The organism is Jannaschia sp. GRR-S6-38 (genome assembly GCF_029853695.1).
Classification (GTDB): Bacteria; Pseudomonadota; Alphaproteobacteria; order Rhodobacterales; family Rhodobacteraceae; genus Jannaschia; species Jannaschia ovalis.
Genome location: NZ_CP122537.1, coordinates 150,319 through 167,590, shown reverse-complemented (window position 1 = coordinate 167,590; position 17,272 = coordinate 150,319). Strand labels below are relative to the sequence as shown.

Below are 17,272 nucleotides of genomic sequence, written 5' to 3'. Positions count from 1 at the left end.
CCCGATGTGCGGCCGCTACGCCCTGACCCTGCCGCAGGACGCGATGGTCCAGCTCTTCCAGGCGACCCCGGCGAATGACCTGCCCGAGGGCCCGAACTGGAACATTTGCCCCACGGTGCAGGTGCCCGTGGTGACCGCCGGCCGACGGCTGGTCTCGATGCGCTGGGGCTTCATCCCGCATTGGTACAAATCGCCCACCGACGGGCCGCTGATCATCAATGCGCGCGCCGAGGGCGTGGCCGAGAAGCCCGCCTTCCGCAAGGCCATGCGCGAACGGCGCTGCCTGCTGCCGGCCTCGGGCTTCTACGAATGGACGAAGGATGCCGACGGCAATCGGCTGCCCTGGTATTTCCACCCCTCCGAGGGTGACGCGCTGGCCTTCGCGGGGATCTGGCAGGATTGGGGCCCGGAGAACCTGTCGACCTGCGCCATCGTCACGACCGCCGCCGGGCCGACCATGTCCGAGATCCACCACCGCGAGCCCGTCACGCTGGCCGAGGCCGATTGGGCCACCTGGCTGGGCGAGACCGACGCGAAGGCCGCGCCCTTGATGCGCGCGGCGCCCGAAGGGCGGCTCGAGCGGCACCGCGTTGCGACGGCGGTCAATTCCAACCGCGCCAGCGGACCGGAGCTGATCGAACCGCTGGAGCCGTGAGCGCTGGCCGGAAAGGGATCGACCCGCGCGATGCGCGGGCCGACCAGTCTTCGGGAGAGTAGGCGGCGGGTCAGCCCGGGGATCGCAAGGGGGGAGGATGAAGATCGACCCGAACCCAGTCCGTCGCCATGACCAAGCTTTGCGCCGAAATGTGGCGCGAATGCGGCCCTGAGGGGGTCATATCGGGACAATCAAACCCTTCGGTCCGATTGTCCCCCGTCCGGAAACGCCGCCGTCAGGCCGGGCGCAGGTCCGGCGGGGTCGCCTCGGCGCCCAGCTCGGTCGCCACGTCGCCGAGCGGGCGCACCGCCGTGGCCTTCTCGCCCAGCCGGCGCAGCGTGACCGTCCGGTTCTCGACCTCCTGCCGGCCGATGGCGAGGATGACGGGCACCTTGCCCAGCGAATGCTCGCGGACCTTGTAGTTGATCTTCTCGTTGCGGATGTCGGCCTCGGCGCGGACGCCCGCGCGGGTCAGCGCGGCAACGACCTCCTGCACATAATCGTCGGCCTCGGACACGATCGAGGCGACCACGACCTGCCGCGGGGCCAGCCAGAAGGGCAGGCGGCCGGCATGTTCCTCGATCAGGATGCCGATGAACCGCTCGAAGCTGCCCAGCGTCGCGCGGTGCAGCATGACCGGGCGGTGCCGGTTGCCATCCTCGGCGATATAGCTGGCGTCGAGGCGCTCGGGCAGGACGAAATCAACCTGATGCGTGCCGCATTGCCAGTCGCGCCCGATCGCGTCGGTCAGAACGAATTCCAGCTTCGGGCCGTAGAAGGCGCCCTCGCCGGGATTGATCTCGGGCTCGATCCCGGCCGCCCGGGTGGCCGACAGGAGGGCCTCCTCGGCCTTGTCCCAGACCGCGTCGGAGCCGGCGCGGGTTTCGGGCCGGTCGGAGAACTTCACCTTGAAGTGCTCGAAGCCCAGATCGCGATAGACGCCCGACAAGAAGTCGATGAACCGCGCGGTCTCGGCCTCGATCTGGTCCTCGCGGCAGAAGATATGCGCGTCGTCCTGCGTGAAGCCCCGCACCCGCATGATGCCGTGCAAAGCCCCCGAGGGCTCGTAGCGGTTGCAGGACCCGAACTCGGCCATGCGCAGCGGCAGGTCGCGATAGCTCTTGAGGCCCTGCTTGAAGATCTCGACATGGCAGGGGCAGTTCATTGGCTTGAGGGCGTTCACGGCCTTCTCGCGCGCATGCTCCTCGTCGACCTCGACGATGAACATGTGGTCTTGGTACTTGTCCCAGTGGCCCGACGCCTCCCACAGCTTGCGGTCCACGACCTGCGGGGTGTTCACCTCCACATAGCCGCCTGCGCGCTGGCGGCGGCGCATGTAGTCCTGAAGCTCAGTGTAGATGGTCCAGCCGTTGGGATGCCAGAACACCTGGCCCGGCGCCTCCTCCTGCATGTGGTAGAGATCCATCTCGCGGCCCAGCCGGCGGTGGTCGCGGGCCTCGGCCTCCTCGAGGAACTTCAGATGCGCCTTCAGGTCGTCGCGGTTGCGGAAGGCGATGCCGTAGATCCGCTGAAGCTGCGGCCGAGTGTTGTCGCCCAGCCAGTAGGCCGAGGAGACGCGGGTCAGCTTGAATGCGTCCGCGGGCAGCTGGCCGGTATGCTGCAGGTGCGGGCCCCGGCAGAGATCCTGCCAGTCGCCGTGCCAGTACATCCGGATGGGCTCGTCCCCCGGGATGCGGTCGATCAGCTCGACCTTGAAGGGCTCGCCCGCCGCCTCGTAATGCGCGCGCGCGCGGTCGCGCTCCCAGACCTCGGTGCGGACGGGATCGCGCGCGGCGACGATGCGCTTCATCTCGGCCTCGATCCGGCCCAGATCCTCGGGGGTGAATGGCTCGGCGCGGTCGAAATCGTAGAACCAGCCGAAATCGCGCACCGGGCCGATGGTGACCTTCACATCCGGCCAGATCGTCTGGACCGCGCGCGCCATCACGTGGGCGAAGTCGTGACGGATTAGCTCCAGCGCCGGGGCCTCGTCCTGCATCGTGTTGATCGCGATGGTGGCGTCCGCCTGGATCGGCCAGGCCAGGTCCCAGTGGGCGCCGTCGACCTGCGCCGAAATCGCCTTCTTCGACAACGACTTGGAGATATCGGCCGCGACCTCGGCCGGGGTGATGCCGGCGGGGACGTCGCGCGCGTTGCCATCGGGGAAGGTGAGGGTGATCTGGGACATGTCTGTCCTCCGTCTGTTCGGCGCCCACGGAACGCCCGGCTGCGGGTACGTGGCGCCGCTTCTGGCGGCAGGCTTGATCCGCGTCAAGGCGGCGGGGCATGCCTGGGGCGCAGGATCGTGAAGCTCATTTGAAAGGGAGTTGCCCCCATGTCCCCCATCCTCGTCGCCACGGATCTCAGTGCGCGCTCCGACCGCGCGGTCATGCGCGCCGCCCATCTGGCGCGCGACACCGGCGCCCCGCTGCACATCGTGCATATCGTCGACGACGATCTGCCCGCCGCGGTCCTGCAGCAGCAGTCCGAGGCCGCCGAGGAGGCGCTGCGCACGATGGTGGCGGCGACGCCCGATCTCAAGGACGTGCCGATCGAGATCGATGTCGAGGTGGGCCACCTGACGCGGCTCGTCCCGACGCTTGCGCGCGAGCGGGACGTGGGCCTCGTCGTGCTGGGCACGCATCGGGCGCGGGCGGTGTCGGATCTCTTCGCGCAGCCCACGCTGGCGCAGCTTCTCAAGGGCGTGGACCGGCCGATCCTCGTCGCGATCGGGCGGCCCGAGACGACGTGGAAGCGCGTGCTGCTGGGTTGGGATTTCTCGCCGGCGGGCGATGCCGCCGTCGCGCTGCTGCGCAAGCTCGCGCCCGACGCGGAACTGACGATCATGCATGCCTGGCAGGACCCGTATATGGGGGCGCCCTATGCCTTCGACGTGGGCGCGATCGGCGGCGTCGAGGCCCAGGTGCGCGCCGAGACCGCCGAGCGGCTGGAGAAGGCCGCGGCCGAGGTCGATTGGCCCAGCGAGGTGCATCACGAGGTCGCGGGCGGCGCGGCGGCCAATGTGCTGATGCGTCACGCCAACGAGCGCGACACCGACCTGCTCTGCATCGGGCGGCACTCGCGCGCGGGGCTGGCGCGCTTCCTTCTGGGCGAGACGGCCCAGACGGTCGCCCTGAACGCCGATTGCGACGTGCTGATCGCACCACCGGCGCCCGAGCACTGACGCCGGGCCGCGCGGGGCTTGTCACGGCTCGCCCCGCGTGAAACAGGAAAGCGCCAACCGACATCCCCGAACGGAGACCCCGATGGAGATTCGCGAGGCCCTGACCTTCGACGACGTCCTGCTTCTGCCCGCCGAAAGCCGCGTGCTGCCCGGCACCGCCGACACGCGGACGCGCGTGACGAAATCCATCGCGCTGAACATCCCGCTGCTCAGCTCGGCCATGGACACGGTGACCGAGGCGCGGATGGCCATCGCCATGGCGCAGGCCGGCGGCATGGGGGTGATCCACCGCAATCTCGACGTGCTGGCCCAGGCCGACGAGGTGCGCCGCGTGAAGCGCTTCGAGAGCGGCGTGGTCTACAACCCCGTCACGCTGACCCCCGACCAGACGCTCGCCGACGCCAAGGCCCTGCAGGACCGCTACCGCGTCACCGGCTTTCCGGTCGTGGACGCGGGCGGCCGGGTGCTGGGCATCGTCACCAATCGCGACATGCGCTTCGCAACCGACGACTCGACGCCGGTTCATGCGATGATGACCTCCGAGAACCTCGCCGTCCTTCAGGAGCCGGTCGACACCGCCGAGGCGCGCAGCCTCATGCATGCCCGCCGGATCGAGAAGCTCCTTGTGCTCAACGCCGCGGGCCGGCTGACCGGCCTGATGACGATCAAGGATCTGGAGCAGGCGGTGCTGAACCCGCAGGCCTGCAAGGACCAGCTGGGCCGGCTGCGCGTCGCCGCGGCGACCACCGTGGGCGACGCCGGGTTCGAGCGGTCCGAGGCGCTGATCGACGCGGGCTGCGACCTGATCGTCGTCGACACCGCGCATGGCCATTCCGAAGGCGTCGGCATCGCCGTCGACCGGATCAAGCGGCTGTCGAACGACGTGCAGGTCGTCGCCGGCAACGTCGCCACGGCCGAGGGCGCGCGCGCCCTGATCGGCAGCGGCGCGGATGCGGTCAAGGTTGGGATCGGGCCCGGATCGATCTGCACCACGCGAGTCGTCGCGGGCGTGGGCGTGCCGCAGATGACCGCCATCATGGACGCGGCCGGTGCCGCGGGCGATGTGCCGGTCATCGCCGATGGCGGCATCAAGTTCTCGGGTGATTTCGCCAAGGCCATCGCGGCGGGCGCGTCCTGCGCGATGGTCGGCTCGATGATCGCGGGCACCGACGAGAGCCCGGGCGAGGTGATCCTCTACCAGGGCCGCAGCTTCAAATCCTATCGCGGCATGGGCTCGCTCGGGGCGATGGCGCGCGGCTCGGCGGACCGGTATTTCCAGAAGGACGCGGCCTCCGACAAGCTGGTGCCCGAGGGGATCGAGGGGCAGGTGCCCTACAAGGGGTCCGCCGGCGCGGTGATCCATCAGCTCGTGGGCGGCCTGCGCGCGGCGATGGGCTATACCGGCTGCGCCACGGTCGACGAGATGCGGACGAATTGCCAATTCGTGAAGATCACCGGCGCGGGGCTGAAGGAAAGCCACGTCCACGATGTCCAGATCACGCGCGAAAGCCCGAATTACCGCGGTGCCTGAGGCCCGGCCGTGACCCCCGGCGCGCGCGTCCAGGCGGCGATCGAGGTCCTGGACCAGGTGCTGCGCGGCGCCGCGGCGGAACGGGCGCTGACGGCCTGGGCGCGCGGCGCGCGCTATGCGGGCTCGAAGGACCGCGCCGCCGTGCGCGACCATGTGTTCGACGCGCTGCGCCGGCTGCGCAGCGCGGCCTGGGCCGGCGGGCAGGGCGATGTCGCGCCCTCCGGGATGTCGGCCCGCGCCGTGATGGCCGGGCTGCTGGCCGGGCTGGGCGCCGATCTGGCCGCCCTGTTCGACGGGCAGGGCCACGCGCCCGCACCGCTCGACCCGCTGCCCGATCCGGGCCCCGCGCCCGCTGGCGTCCGGCTGGACCTGCCCGACTGGCTGCTGCCGCTCTTCACTGATGCCCTGGGCCCCGATGCCGAAGCGGTGGCGCTGGCCCTGCGCGACCGTGCGCCGGTGATCCTGCGCGCCAACACGGCCCGGATCGATCGCGACGCGCTGGTGGCCGCGCTTCTCTCGGGGGGCGTCGCGGCCGCGGCCCATCCCCTGTCGCCGAGCGCCGTCCTCCTCGCCGGCGCGCCGCGTGGCTTGCAGGGCCTGCCCGCCTTCACGGAAGGCCTGTTCGAATTTCAGGACGCGGGTAGCCAGGCCCTGGTCGACCGCCTGCCGTTCGCATCCGGCGCGCGGATTCTGGATCTTTGTGCAGGCGGCGGCGGCAAGGCCCTGGCCTATGCGGCCCGCTCCGGGGAACCGGTCCATGTCCACGATGCCGATCCCTCCCGGATGCGCGATCTGCCCGCCCGCGCCGCGCGCGCCGGTGCCGACCTGCGCCCGTGCCCCGATCCGGAGGCCGTGGCGCCCTTCGACGGCATCATCGCCGACGTGCCTTGCTCGGGCTCCGGCAGCTGGCGCCGCGCGCCCGAGGCCAAGTGGCGCCTGACCCCGGATCGCCTGTCCGATCTGCAGGCCACGCAGGATGCGATCCTCGACCGCGCGCGGTCGCTTCTGCGCCCCGGCGGCTGGATCGGCTACATGACCTGCTCGCTGCTCGCCTCCGAGAACGACGACCGCGTGGCGGCTGCCTCGCGGCGGCACGGCGACCTGCAATGCGACGCGACCTGGCGCTGCATGCCGCGCGACGGGGCGGACGGATTCTTCCTCGCGATCCTGCGGCGCGGGCAGGGCTAGGGGCGGCCCGGAACCCGTGCTAGCGTCGCCACATCCGCCGCGGATCGGGCTTGCGTTAAGCCGGCCTTAACACTTCCGCGCGATAGAGCCTGCGACCTTCGGGGGCGATCCCCGGATCGGTCTGATCGAGGGGATGGCGTGCTTGGCTGAACTGGCGTTGACATTGCGGCGGCTGCGGGCGGGCTCGGGCGTCTTTCTCGTGGTGGCGCTGGGGGCGGTCGCCGCCTCCATGGCGGGGGCGCCGATTTCGCAGCCCTTCATGATGGCCATCGCCGGGGCGCTGGCCGCGATCTTCCTCGCGGTCCAGGCGGCGTCCTGGCTCACCGCCCGCGCGGCGGAGCGCAAATTGCGGATCGTCCTCGACTTCCTCGAATTCGACAGCGCGCCGGGCTTCTGCACCGATACGCATGGCGTGATCTTCGCGCAGAACCGCTCGGCCGTGGACCGCTTCGGCAACCAGGACGGCGCGACCATGACCCGCGCGCTTGAGCCGCTCTTCGCCAGCCCCGATGCGGTGGTCCACCGCCTCAAGACCGCGGCCGAAACGGCGAGCGCCACGCGCGAGGATGTCGTGACCCGGCGCGGCCATGTGCGGATCGCGGTCCACGCCGTACCCGGCGGCCATCTCTGGCGGCTGGAGGATCTGGTCGATCGCCCGCCGCGGGCCGCCGACGGGATCGGCCTGCCGATGCTGACCTTCGGCCCCTCCGGCACGATCCTCTACATGAACGAAAGCCTGCGCAGCATGACCGGCCAGCGTGCCAAGCGCGTCCGGGACCTCTTCGACGACCATCCGCTGCAGAACGGCGTGGTGAACACGCTCCGCACGCGCGACGGGGCGGAGCGGGTTCGCGTCGTCCTCTCGGCGCCCGTGAACGGCCGGCAGGAGGTCTTCGTCCTTCCCGCGGGCGAGGATTCCGACGGTCGCGTCGCCTTCGACGCCTTGCCGGTGGCGCTCCTGCGGCTCGATCCGCGCGGCCATGTCGTCGCCGCCAACCGCGCCGCCCGCGAGTTGCTGCCGCCCTCCGCCGGCGGCGACGAACGCCGGCTCGCGGCCATGGTCGAGGGGCTGGGACGGTCGATCAGCGAATGGGTGACCGAAGCCTCGGCCGGGCGCGGGCTCAACCGCTCCGAGGTGGTGCGCGTGACCGGCGCCGAGACCGAGACGTTTCTGCAGATCACGCTCGGGCGCCCGGTCGGCGACGGCGAGGCCGGGCTGATCGCCGTCCTCAACGACGCGACCGAGCTCAAGACGATGGAGGCGCAATTCGTCCAGAGCCAGAAGATGCAGGCGATCGGCCAGCTCGCCGGCGGCGTCGCGCATGATTTCAACAACCTGCTGACCGCGATCTCGGGGCATTGCGACCTTCTGCTCCTGCGCCATGGCGAAGGCGACGAGGATCACGCCGACCTCACGCAGATCACGCAGAACGCCAACCGGGCCGCGGCGCTCGTGGGACAGCTCCTCGCCTTCTCGCGCAAGCAGACGCTCGAGATGCAGGATATCGACCTGCGCGACACGCTGGGCGACCTGACCCATCTGCTCAACCGCCTCGTGGGCGAGCGGATCACCCTGCGGCTCAGCCACGATCCGGCGCTGATCCCGATCCGCGGCGACCGCCGGCAGCTCGAGCAGGTGCTGATGAACCTCGTCGTGAACGCGCGCGACGCGATGCCCGAGGGCGGCGAGATCCGGATCGAGACGCGCTGCCGGTTCCTCGACGCGCCGATGCATCGCGACCGCGTCACCGTTCCGGCGGGACAATACGTCGTCATCACCGTGTCCGACGAGGGCTGCGGCATCCCGGAAGACGCGCTCGCCCGCATCTTCGAGCCCTTCTTCACCACGAAGCGGCCCGGCGAGGGCACCGGCCTGGGCCTGTCGATGGCCTATGGGATCATCAAGCAATCCGGCGGCTATATCTTCGCCGATAGCGAGGCCGAGCGCGGCACGGTCTTCAGCCTGTACTTCCCGGCCATCGGCGAGGTCGCGGCAAACGCGCAGATCGACCTGCTCGCGCCCGTTATGCCCGAAGTCCTGCAACCCGCGCGACCCGTGCCCGACGAGGCACCGGCGCTGCGCCTCGTCGAGATGGGGTTCGGCAACCACGCCGCACCGGCATCGGCCCCGGCGGCTCTGGCGGGCGAAGATGCCGAGGCCCGCGCCTCGGAGGCCAGGGAAACACCGGCCGCCGCGTCCTCGGCCGACGTGACGGGCGCGACGCCGGGCGAGGTCCGCCCGGATCTCGAGCTGGACGCGGTCTCGCATGGCGTGGCCTCGGCCGATGCAGACGCAGATCAGGACGACGAGGCGCCCAATGGCGCGACGCCTTCCGAGCCCGCCGAGGACGTGCATCTCCGGGCCGGGATCGCGGAGATCTGCGCGGTGCAGACCGATGATCGTGCGGAGGAAGTATCCGACCGTGAGATGCCGGTGGCGGAGATGTCCGAGCAGGCCGCGTCGGACCCCACGAGCGCCGATCAGCCCTGCGACTCATCGACCGCCGCAGAAATGGACGCGCCCGCCGACGTGGCCGCGCGGCGGGCGGAGCCGGATTGCGGCGTGCCGGAGGCCGAGGACGCGGAAACCCGCGATGCGGACTGCGTGGACCCCGAGGGCCCGGCGGCGACCGCGGATGGCGCATCGCCCCCATCCCGAGACGACATGCCCGAGCGGGCCCGCGACCCGCTGGTCCTGCTCGTCGAGGACGAGGCGCCGGTCCGGGCTTTCGCATCCCGCGCCTTGCGGCTCAGAGGTTATTCCGTGCTGGAGGCGGCTTCGGCCGAGGATGCGCTGAAGACGCTCGAGGACGAGGGGCTGGAGGTCGATCTCTTCGTGACGGATGTGATGATGCCCGGTCTCGATGGCCCGACCTGGGTCCGACGCGCCCTGCAATCGCGGCCCGACGTCCGGACGATCTTCGTGTCGGGCTACACGCAGGACGCCCTCTCCGAGACCAGCGCGCCGATCCCGAACGCCACCTTCCTCGCCAAACCGTTCTCGCTCTCGGAGCTGACCCGGACGGTGGAACGCGCCCTGGCCTGACGACTGGGCGCGGTGGCGCTCAGGGAGCGGCGCTTTCCATCAACAGCGCCCCATTTCGTTCCCTTGAGCCTATAGGCGACCGGGCGCCAGGAGGGATCGGCCTCGGCCTGCGTCTCGAAGTCCGCACGGACCGGCCTCCAGGCCAGTCCAGTTCCGTTCGATCCACGGCCAAGTCGAGCGTTGCAGGGGGGTGGCGGTGGTGCGCACGATCCAGCCTTGCTCCGAGCCGAAGGCGCTTGGTCAGCAGCCGATCCGAAATCGGCGCGGCCATCCCGGTCTCGGCCGCGCGCACTAGCTGCAGCCCCCACGGACGGGGAGGAGCGCGCCGGGCATCACGTCGGCCTTCGAGCCGCGGATCTGCTGAGGCGCCGGGGCTTCTCAACTGACTCTCGGGGTGTTGCCCGATGATCGAAACCGCATTCGCCCCGACGGCTGGCTTATCGACGTGATCCGAGCGCGGCGAGATCCGTTGGCACATATTTCTCCGACGCCTCGGAACCCCGGGCGACTGTGGATCCGTTGCGGAGGCCCGAGTGCATCGCGCCTTGGGCGGCGGGTGACTGGATCCTGTGCCCGGGCGGAGAGCTCGGCATTGGATCGCGGACCGATGTCGGACTACGGCGAGGATCGGCGCGGGACTGCGCAACCTCGTCGCGCGGTTCCGGGCCTGCGGTGCGGGAACGGCCCGACCTGTCCGCCGATGCCGACGCGCATCGCCCCAACCGACCTCGCCCCTAGCCCTGAAGCGAATTCCAGAGGTTGAAATCCGCCGCGCGCTCTCGCCGCAGCCTGGCCTCCGTTTCGGGCAACAGGTCGGTCCGCCCGGCGGGCGAGACGTTCGCGCGGGGCAGGGCGATCTCCTCGCCGATTCGATCCTGCAGGAAGCCGACCAGATCGGGCATCCGGTCGTGGCGAAACAGGTGATCGACGCCGCCCTGGAGAAACTGGGCCTGCGAGCCTACGCGGGCGAAATCGGGGGCGGGATCCGAGAGATGGGCCGCGACGAACGCATCGAAATCCATCCCGGTGGTGGAGTTGGGCTGACCGTCGAGCTGGGGCCGGGAGCGGTAGCGATACCAGCTGCCCAACCAGTCGCGCGGCTCGCGCATCACCGCGATCAGCTCCATCGGCCGGCGGCCCTTCTGCTCGAAGAACTCCGCCAATTCGCGGCGATACTTGCGCACCGTGCAATGCTTGAGCCCCGGCGGATTGACGATCGCGGCATCGGCGCGCGGCGCGAGCGCGGCCTCGAGCGCCGTCGTCCCCGTCTTCGGCACGGCCAGCAGAACCACCCGTGCCTTCCAGAATACCAGCATCCGCTCCCCGCCGCCCCTTGCGTCAATCGTTTCTTAACCGCGATCCGGCTAAGCCGATTGCATCGCATTTCGCTTGATTTTGTTCTGCGTCCGTTCCATAGGGTCAGCAGAACATCAGGTGAACGCAAACCCAGATTGCTGCCCCGGTGGCAGCGTGCAACAAGGGCGGACGATATGGCAACGGCGAACCTACTCGACATGAGCGACAAGCGCGGCGGCGACAAGCAGAAGGCTCTGGATTCGGCCCTGGCACAGATCGAACGGCAGTTCGGCAAGGGCTCGATCATGAAGCTGGGCGGCGACAACGTCCTCAAGGATATCGAGGCGACCTCGACGGGCTCGCTCGGGCTCGATATCGCGCTGGGCATCGGCGGCCTGCCCAAGGGCCGGATCATCGAGATCTACGGCCCCGAAAGCTCCGGCAAGACGACGCTGACGCTGCACGCGGTGGCCGAGGAGCAGAAGAAGGGCGGCGTCTGCGCCTTCGTCGATGCCGAGCATGCGCTCGATCCGCAATACGCCCGCAAGCTGGGGGTCGACCTGGACGAGCTTCTGATCTCGCAGCCCGACACCGGCGAGCAGGCGCTCGAGATCACCGACACGCTGGTGCGCTCCGGCGCCGTCTCGATGGTCGTGGTCGACTCGGTCGCGGCGCTGACGCCGAAATCCGAGCTCGAAGGCGACATGGGCGACAGCTCGGTCGGCGTGCATGCCCGCCTGATGAGCCAGGCCATGCGCAAGCTGACGGGCTCGATCAGCCGCTCCAACTGCATGGTCATCTTCATCAACCAGATCCGGATGAAGATCGGCGTGATGTTCGGCTCGCCCGAGACGACGACGGGCGGCAACGCGCTGAAATTCTACTCCTCCGTCCGGCTCGACATCCGTCGCATCGGCTCGATCAAGGATCGCGACGAGGTCGTGGGCAACCAAACCAAGGTGAAGATCGTCAAGAACAAGGTCGCGCCGCCCTTCAAGGTGGTCGAGTTCGACATCATGTTCGGCGAGGGCATCTCGAAGACCGGCGAGCTTCTCGATCTCGGCGTGAAGGCCGGCGTGGTCGAGAAGTCGGGCGCCTGGTTCAGCTATGGCGACGAGCGGATCGGTCAGGGCCGCGAGAATTCCAAGCAATTCCTCAAGGACAATCCCGCCGTCGCCGAGGAGATCGAGGACAAGATCCGCGCCGCGCATGGCCTGGATTTCCAGATGTCCAAGACCGACCAGGACGAGGGCCTCGACGAGTAACGGCACGGGCCCCGTCCGGACCGACCTAGGGGGCCGTTCGCGGCCCCTTTCTCGTGGGCCCACTGGACGGCCAATCGGGGCGGGGCTAGGAGAGGCGCGCATCTTCGAGAGGGACGACAATGGCCAGCCTGAACGACATCCGCAGCACCTTCCTCGATTACTTCGCGGGGCAGGGACATGCCGTGGTCGACAGCTCGCCGCTGGTCCCGCGCAACGACCCGACGCTGATGTTCACCAATTCCGGGATGGTGCAGTTCAAGAACGTCTTTACCGGGGTCGAGCATCGCGACTACAACCGCGCCACGACCAGCCAGAAATGCGTGCGCGCCGGCGGCAAGCACAACGACCTGGACAATGTCGGCTATACCGCGCGCCACCATACCTTCTTCGAAATGCTGGGGAATTTCAGCTTCGGGGATTACTTCAAGGCCGAGGCCATCCCCTTCGCATGGGAGCTTCTGACCCGCGAATTCGACATCCCCGCCGACCGGATGCTGGTCACGATCTACCACACCGACGACGAGGCGGCCGCGATCTGGAAGAAGGTCGCGGGCCTGCCCGACGAGCGGATCATCCGCATCGCCTCGGACGACAATTTCTGGCGCATGGGCCCGACCGGCCCCTGCGGCCCCTGCACCGAGATCTTCTTCGATCATGGCGAGGGCATCCCGGGCGGCCCGCCGGGCAGCCCGGAGGAGGATGGCGACCGGTTCATCGAGATCTGGAACCTTGTCTTCATGCAGAACGAGCAATTCGCCGACGGCACGATGATGCCGCTCGACATGCAGTCGATCGACACCGGCATGGGGCTGGAACGGATCGGCGCGCTCCTGCAGGGCAAGCACGACAATTACGACACCGACGTGATGCGTGCCCTGATCGAGGCTTCGGCCGATGCCTCGGGCACCGAACCGGACGGCCCGGCGCGGATGCATCACCGGGTGATCGCCGATCACCTGCGCTCGACCGCCTTCCTGATCGCGGACGGGGTCATGCCGTCCAACGAGGGACGCGGCTACGTGCTGCGCCGGATCATGCGCCGCGCGATGCGCCACGCCCACCAGGCCGGCGCCGCCGAGCCGCTGATGCACCGGCTGGTGCCCGCGCTCGTGCGCCAGATGGGCGCGCATTACGGCGAGCTGGTCCGCGCCAAGACCCTGATCGAGGAGACGCTGCGCGGCGAGGAGGAGCGGTTCCGCTCGACGCTCGACCGGGGGTTGCGGCTGCTGGAGGACGAGGTGGCGAAGCTGCCGGGTGGCGGGACGCTGCCCGGTGCGGCCGCCTTCAAGCTCTACGACACCTATGGCTTCCCGCTGGACCTGACGCAGGACGCGCTGCGCGAGAAGGGGCTGCGCGTCGACCAGGACGGCTTCGACGCCGCGATGGCCGAGCAGAAGGCCCGCGCGCGCGCGGCCTGGTCGGGCTCGGGCGAGCAGGCCGATGCCGCGATCTGGTTCGACCTGGCCGAGGAGCACGGCGCGACCGAGTTCGTGGGCTACGACACCGAAAGGGCCGAGGGCCAGGTGCTGGCGCTGGTGCGCGACGGGGCCGCGGTCGAGACCGCCAAGGCGGGCGAAAGCGTGGCGCTGGTCGTGAACCAGACGCCCTTCTACGCGGAGGCGGGCGGACAGGTCGGCGATACCGGCGTGGTGAAGACGGCGACGGGTCGCGCGCGGATCACGGACACGAAGAAGGCCGTCGGCGTCTTCCTGCACCAGGCCGAGATCGAGGAGGGCACGATCACGCCTGGCCAGACCGCCGAGCTTGTCGTCGATCACGGCCGCCGGACCGCGATCCGGGCCAACCACTCGGCCACTCACCTGCTGCACGAAGCGCTGCGCGAGGCGCTTGGCGATCACGTGGCGCAGCGCGGCTCGCTCAACGCGCCGGACCGGCTGCGCTTCGATTTCAGCCACGGGCAGGCGGTCTCGGCCGAGGATTTGGCGCGGATCGAGGCGGAGGTGAACGGCTTCATCCGCCAGAACGCGCCCGTTTCGACCCGGATCATGGCGCCCGACGACGCGCGCGCGCTCGGGGCGCAGGCGCTCTTCGGCGAGAAATACGGGGACGAGGTGCGCGTCGTGTCGATGGGCACGCAATCCGGCTCGGGCAAGGGATCGGACGGCGAGACCTATTCGATCGAGCTCTGCGGCGGCACGCATGTCGCGCGGACGGGCGAGATCGGGGCCTTCGTGACGCTGGGCGACCAGGCGTCCAGCGCCGGTGTCCGGCGGATCGAGGCGCTGACGGGACAGGCCGCGATGGATCACCTGCGCGCGCAGGACCGGCGGGTGAGTGAGCTCGCGAACCTCTTCAAGGCCCAGCCCGAGGAGGTGCCGGAGCGGGTCCGCGCGCTGATGGACGAACGCCGCAAGCTGCAGGCCGAGATCGCGCAGCTGCGCCGCGATGCGGCCATGGGCGAGGGCGCCGACGCGAGCGATATCAACGGGATGAAATCCGTTCTTCAGGTTATTTCGGGCGTGTCGGGCAAGGATCTCGGCCCGATGGTCGATGCGCAGAAGCAGAAGCTCGGCTCCGGCATCGTCGTGCTGATCGCGGATACGGGCGCCAAGCCCGCGGTGGCGGCCGGGGTGACCAAGGACCTGTCCGGGCGGGTCTCGGCGGTCGATCTGGTCAAGGCCGCGGTCGAGGCGCTCGGCGGGCGCGGCGGCGGCGGCCGGCCCGAGATGGCGCAGGGCGGCGGGGCCGATATCGCGCAGGCCGAGGCGGCGCTCGACGCGGTGCGCGGCGTGATCGCGGCGGCCTAGACCTTCGCAGAGAGCTGCATGACGACAATGCCCGCGACGATCAGGCCCATGCCGATCATCGCGGGCGGGTCGAGCTTCTGGCCGAAGACCAGCCAGCCGATCAGCGCGATGAGCACGATGCCGAGCCCCGACCAGATCGCGTAGGCGATGCCCACCGGGATCGTCTTGAGCACCAGCGCCAGCAGCCAGAAGGACAGCGCGTAGCCCGCCACCGTCACCAGCGACCGCGCGAGACGCGTGAAGCCGTCCGAGGCCTTCAGCGCCGAGGTGCCGATGGTTTCGGCGACGATCGCGAGGGTCAGGTAGATCCAGACCATCTCAGCGCCCGATATAGCGGTCGCGGCGGTGATTGACCGCGATGATCAGGTTCACGACGACCGCGCCCAGGAGCGACGCGGCCACGAGGACCGGATCGAGAAGCGCGAAGGCCGCCAGGAATAGGATCCCGTCGAAGCCCAGCTGCACCCAGCCGGCCTGGATGCCGAACCGCTCCTGCATCCAGAGCGCGAGGATGCCGATCCCGCCCAGCGACGCGCCGTGGCGGAAGACGGCCATGAGCCCCAGCCCGATCACCGCCCCGGCCAGCGCCGCGGCGGCGACGGGGTGGACGTAATCGAAGCGCAGCACCGTCGGCATCAGCGCCGTCAGGGCCGAGACGAGGCTGACGGCGATCACCGTCTTGACCACGAAACGCGCGCCCATGCGCGTCCAGCCCAGCCAGTAGAAGGGCAGGTTGACGAGGAAGAACCAGATCCCGAAGGGCAGGTCCGTGGCATAGGTCAGGAGCACCGCCAGACCGGCCGTCTGTCCGGTGATCAGCGCCGCTTGGGTCAGGAACAGGATCCCGAGCGCGCAGAGCGCGCAGCCCAGCGCGATGCCCTGCACGTCTTCCAGAAGGCTGTGCGGGACGGCGCGGGGCTGATGCGGTTCATTCGACATGCCGCGGCAGCTAGGCGGGCGGGCCGGGGCTGTCCAGCGGGGCGGCGCGCTTCGGCCCGCCCCGCGTCGCGCCTTTCCGGCCGTTTCGGGCGGGGCGAGGGGCAGCGCCCCCCGTCCCTCCGGGTCGTTACAGCGCGGCCTGCAGGTTTTCGTCGATCTTCTCGAGGAAGCCCATCGTGGTCAGCCATTTCTGGTCGGGGCCCACGAGCAGCGCCAGGTCCTTGGTCATGTCGCCGCTCTCGACCGTGTCGACGATGACCTTCTCCAGCGTCGCGGCGAAGTTCATCAGCTGGTCGTTGCCGTCCAGCTTGGCGCGGTGCTTGAGCCCGCCGGTCCAGGCGAAGATCGACGCGATCGAGTTGGTCGAGGTCTCCTTGCCGGCCTGGTGCTGGCGGTAATGGCGCGTGACGGTGCCGTGGGCGGCCTCGGCCTCGACGATCTTGCCGTCGGGCGTCATCAGCTGCGAGGTCATCAGGCCCAGCGAGCCGAAGCCCTGCGCCACGGTGTCGGACTGCACGTCGCCGTCGTAGTTCTTGCAGGCCCAGACATAGCCGCCGGACCACTTCATCGCGGCCGCCACCATGTCGTCGATCAGGCGGTGCTCGTAGGTCAGGCCGGCTTCGGCGAACTTGTCCTTGAACTCCTCGTCGAAGACCTTCTGGAACAGGATCATGAACTGGCCGTCATACTGCTTCAGGATCGTGTTCTTGGTGGACAGGTAGACCGGGTAGCCGCGCTTGAGCCCGTAATTGAAGGAGGCGCGGGCGAAGTCGATGATCGAGGAATCGAGATTGTACATGCCCATGTAGATGCCCGAGGAGGGCGCGTCGAAGACCTCCTCCTCGATCACGGTGCCGTCCTCGCCCACGAATTTCATCGACAGCTTGCCCGGCCCGGGGAATTTCATGTCGGTGGCGCGGTACTGGTCGCCATAGGCGTGGCGGCCGATGATGATGGGCTGGGTCCAGCCGGGCACGAGGCGGGGCACGTTCGAGCAGATGATCGGCTCGCGAAAGACGACGCCGCCCAGGATGTTGCGGATCGTGCCGTTGGGCGAGCGCCACATCTTCTTGAGGCCGAATTCCTCGACCCGCGCCTCGTCGGGGGTGATCGTGGCGCATTTCACGCCGACGCCGATCTCCTTGATCTTCTCGGCGGCGTCGATGGTGATCTGGTCGTTGGTCTCGTCGCGGCTCTCGATGCCCAGATCGTAGTAGAGCAGGTCGATATCGAGATAGGGCAGGATCAGCTTCTGCTTTATGAAGTCCCAGATGATGCGGGTCATCTCGTCGCCGTCGAGCTCGACGACGGGGTTCTCAACCTTGATCTTGGACATGGGGGCCTCTCGGTCTGGTGCGAAGTCTCGCGCGCCTCCTAGCAGGGGCGGCGCGCTCTGGAAA

12 protein-coding genes are annotated in these 17,272 nt (G+C 69.3%); 7 read left to right on the top strand and 5 right to left on the bottom strand.

What is annotated here, in order from left to right; translation table 11 throughout:
• Window positions 1-4: 4 nt before the first annotated feature.
• Complete coding sequence (locus P8627_RS00795; protein WP_279965580.1) at window positions 5-655, top strand: SOS response-associated peptidase; 651 nt, start codon at window positions 5-7, stop codon at window positions 653-655.
• A 235-nt stretch (window positions 656-890) separates the two neighbouring features.
• Here P8627_RS00795 and thrS read toward each other — a convergent pair whose 3' ends face one another.
• On the bottom strand, window positions 891-2,843 hold the full coding sequence (thrS, locus tag P8627_RS00790) for a threonine--tRNA ligase (RefSeq protein WP_279965579.1): 1,953 nt from the start codon (window positions 2,841-2,843) through the stop codon (window positions 891-893).
• Between the two features lie 147 nt (window positions 2,844-2,990).
• Here thrS and P8627_RS00785 point away from each other — a divergent pair, with 147 nt between their 5' ends.
• The 4 genes from P8627_RS00785 to P8627_RS00770 all read left to right on the top strand — a co-directional run bounded on the left by P8627_RS00785 (window position 2,991) and on the right by P8627_RS00770 (window position 9,604).
• On the top strand, window positions 2,991-3,839 hold the full coding sequence (locus P8627_RS00785) for a universal stress protein (RefSeq protein WP_279965578.1): 849 nt from the start codon (window positions 2,991-2,993) through the stop codon (window positions 3,837-3,839).
• A gap of 82 nt (window positions 3,840-3,921) precedes the next feature.
• On the top strand, window positions 3,922-5,370 hold the full coding sequence (guaB, locus tag P8627_RS00780; RefSeq protein WP_279965577.1) for an IMP dehydrogenase: 1,449 nt from the start codon (window positions 3,922-3,924) through the stop codon (window positions 5,368-5,370).
• A gap of 9 nt (window positions 5,371-5,379) precedes the next feature.
• On the top strand, window positions 5,380-6,558 hold the full coding sequence (locus P8627_RS00775) for an RsmB/NOP family class I SAM-dependent RNA methyltransferase (protein WP_279965576.1): 1,179 nt from the start codon (window positions 5,380-5,382) through the stop codon (window positions 6,556-6,558).
• A gap of 229 nt (window positions 6,559-6,787) precedes the next feature.
• Entirely contained in the window at window positions 6,788-9,604 is a 2,817-nt protein-coding gene (locus tag P8627_RS00770; RefSeq protein WP_407932989.1) for an ATP-binding protein, read from the top strand.
• A 734-nt stretch (window positions 9,605-10,338) separates the two neighbouring features.
• On the opposite strand, the gene P8627_RS00765 is transcribed toward P8627_RS00770, so the two are convergent.
• Entirely contained in the window at window positions 10,339-10,920 is a 582-nt protein-coding gene (locus P8627_RS00765) for a gamma-glutamyl kinase (RefSeq protein ID WP_279965574.1), read from the bottom strand.
• Between the two features lie 174 nt (window positions 10,921-11,094).
• On the opposite strand from P8627_RS00765, the gene recA reads away from it, so the two are divergent.
• Window positions 11,095-12,165, top strand: a complete 1,071-nt coding sequence (gene recA, locus P8627_RS00760) for a recombinase RecA (protein WP_279965573.1) — start codon at window positions 11,095-11,097, stop codon at window positions 12,163-12,165.
• A gap of 119 nt (window positions 12,166-12,284) precedes the next feature.
• Complete coding sequence (gene alaS / locus P8627_RS00755; RefSeq protein ID WP_279965572.1) at window positions 12,285-14,933, top strand: alanine--tRNA ligase; 2,649 nt, start codon at window positions 12,285-12,287, stop codon at window positions 14,931-14,933.
• Here alaS and P8627_RS00750 read toward each other — a convergent pair.
• The 3 genes from P8627_RS00750 to P8627_RS00740 form a co-directional block, all read right to left on the bottom strand.
• Window positions 14,930-15,250, bottom strand: coding sequence for a DMT family transporter (locus P8627_RS00750; RefSeq protein WP_279965571.1), 321 nt, complete (start codon window positions 15,248-15,250; stop codon window positions 14,930-14,932). The genes alaS and P8627_RS00750 overlap by 4 nt on opposite strands.
• A 1-nt stretch (window position 15,251) precedes the next feature.
• Window positions 15,252-15,872: a YitT family protein gene (locus tag P8627_RS00745; protein ID WP_279965570.1), complete on the bottom strand. Its 621-nt coding sequence runs from the start codon at window positions 15,870-15,872 to the stop codon at window positions 15,252-15,254.
• 127 nt (window positions 15,873-15,999) lie between these two features.
• Window positions 16,000-17,208: an NADP-dependent isocitrate dehydrogenase gene (locus P8627_RS00740; RefSeq protein ID WP_279965569.1), complete on the bottom strand. Its 1,209-nt coding sequence runs from the start codon at window positions 17,206-17,208 to the stop codon at window positions 16,000-16,002.
• Between the last annotated feature and the right edge of the window lie 64 nt (window positions 17,209-17,272).